The 2,261-nt window shown below is 38.1% G+C and carries 1 pseudogene; it reads left to right on the top strand.

The window, feature by feature from the left end:
* Window positions 1–382 precede the first annotated feature (382 nt).
* A pseudogene (locus QUA33_RS27940) lies at window positions 383–1,309 on the top strand (transposase); the annotation flags it as partial.
* Window positions 1,310–2,261: the final 952 nt, after the last annotated feature.

Raw genomic sequence — 2,261 nt, 5'->3', positions numbered from 1 at the left:
TCATTCTCTCCTGGCGCGGTGGCTCTAGTTCTTCTTTTGCCACCGTTCTCATCTTTGGTTAGTCTAAACTACAGTTTTAAGAGTCAATGAAAAATTAATATGTCAGCAAAAATACTGTTTGTGGATGATGAACCCTATTTATAATTTCTACTTTCCCAGAGATTTAGGAAAAAAATCAGCGCCGAAAAATGGCCCCTTTTTTAGGCCCACAATTGCATACAAGCGCTGGAAAGTTGAAACAACATCCAAATCTAGATAGAATAGTGACCGATCTTAATATGCCTGAAATGGATAGCTTGACTTTACTCTCTAAACTTAACCCTCTTTTGTCACTCTCGTGGTAGTATAATCGGTGACACACCCCAAAAGCATTGCCAGTCCTATGGTAGAGCCTCGTCAACCAGTACCCGCAGTCAAATTTATAGATGAATACTGTCAAATTTACCAAAACATATTTCCACAAGTTAGGAGCTTTGAATCTTTTAATTACTTACATATCGGTATTATATCGGACATAAAACGCAAAACACTACCATTAATAGCGAAAGTTATAGGGCTAAATAATCATCAAGCATCACACAATTTTTTAACACAATAACCCTGGGATGTACAATAATTAAGGAAGCAACGAAACGATTAGAATTAATATTATATGTACTGCAAGGACTTCCAATATTACTAATAATTGACGAGACAGGAGATAAAAAAGGGGATGCGACTGATTATGTAAAACGGCAGTACATTGGAAATTTATTGAGGTAAAACAGATAATGGTATCGTTGCAGTTACAGCGTATGGTGTTTGATCTGGCTGGACTTTTCCTCTATTATTTGAAGTTGATAAAGCGATAGAAAGACTGCAACCAGAAGATCAATACCTAACTAAACCTGAAATTGCAGCGAAAATGATCGGACAATTGCATGCGATGGGATTTAAATTTAATCTTGTCCTAGCAGATAGTTTATACGGAGAGAGCAGTAAAATTTTTATTCAAATACTAGAGGAATTGAATCTAAATTTTATTTTGGTAATTCGCTATAACCACAAAGCATGGGGAGTTACAGACGCGAAAGTCAAATATTCAAAGTGGCAAATATTCAAACGTGTCTTCTCAGGTTTAAGCTCGGAAGACAGATATATAAGAGAGATTATTTGTGGTGATAATCCGGAAATTAAATATTAGCAAATCACAACTGATAAAGAGGAGCTGTCCAAAAACACTACTTGGTATGTAATGAGTAAATTTCCCAAAATTACACCCAGAGAAGTAGGTAATTTTTATGGTTTAAGAACTTGGGTAGAATCTGGGGGGTGACAACCCGCCCCAAACCCAGAGTTAGTAAGGATTGAGCCAACTTGTGGTAAAAAAAGATAGGCAGCAGAATTATTACACGCTTGCCTATCCAAAAAAATAATGATACTAAGATTCTACCAGACCCATTTACAAAAATACCTGACGCCATCTCAGTTTTTGGTCATGACAACCTTGCTATCATTGATGCAATCTGAAAAACAAGTGAGATTAGAACGGCTGTCCCGAGTATTTCCGTGTCTAATTACAGCGGAAAGTCGGCGACGAAAATTACAAAGATTTTTAGATTTATCTCACTCGGGCGATCGAATTAATTTGGTTCCCATTAATTACTTATTGGTTGACCACTTATTGCCGTGTTGGTAATCGCTTATCAAGATCCATCGCTCGCAGTCAATGGGGGTGTATTAATCTGTTCATGGTTAGCTTAATCTGGGAGCGAAGAGCAATTCCGTTATACTGGTCATTGTTGCCCAAATTGGGCAGCAGCAACTTCGAGGAACAAGCTACAAATCTACAGCAAGTTTGACCATTATTTTCAGAAGATAAATTCATCGTTTTAGGAGACCGTGAATTTTGTTCGGTAGACGCAAGGATTCTGGCTGAAAGAAAAGGGTGTGTCTTTTTGCTGAAGACTGAAGAGGAATTATTGTATCGAAATAGAACATTTAGTTTGGCAACGGTTAGATGAATTAAGAATAGTTCCAGGAACCTCTTTATATTTTTAAGGTAAAAGACTGAGAAACACTCGGCATGCCACAAGATTTGATGTTGCTTGCAAGTGGAAAAGAAACTATAGGGCATGGAAGGTTGATCGAGCATGGTTTATTCTCACGGATTTAGGGTCATTGCCGGCAGCTATCGATGCTTACAAACGTAACTGCTCACCGCAACTGCATTGCGGTATCGCCAATGATGTCAGCGATAGGTATGCACTCCAGATAGGTGG

Origin of the sequence: Microcoleus sp. Pol14D4 (assembly GCF_036701245.1) — a bacterium.
Classification (GTDB): Bacteria; Cyanobacteriota; Cyanobacteriia; order Cyanobacteriales; family Microcoleaceae; genus Microcoleus.
This window is presented reverse-complemented; position numbering and strand designations above follow the sequence as displayed.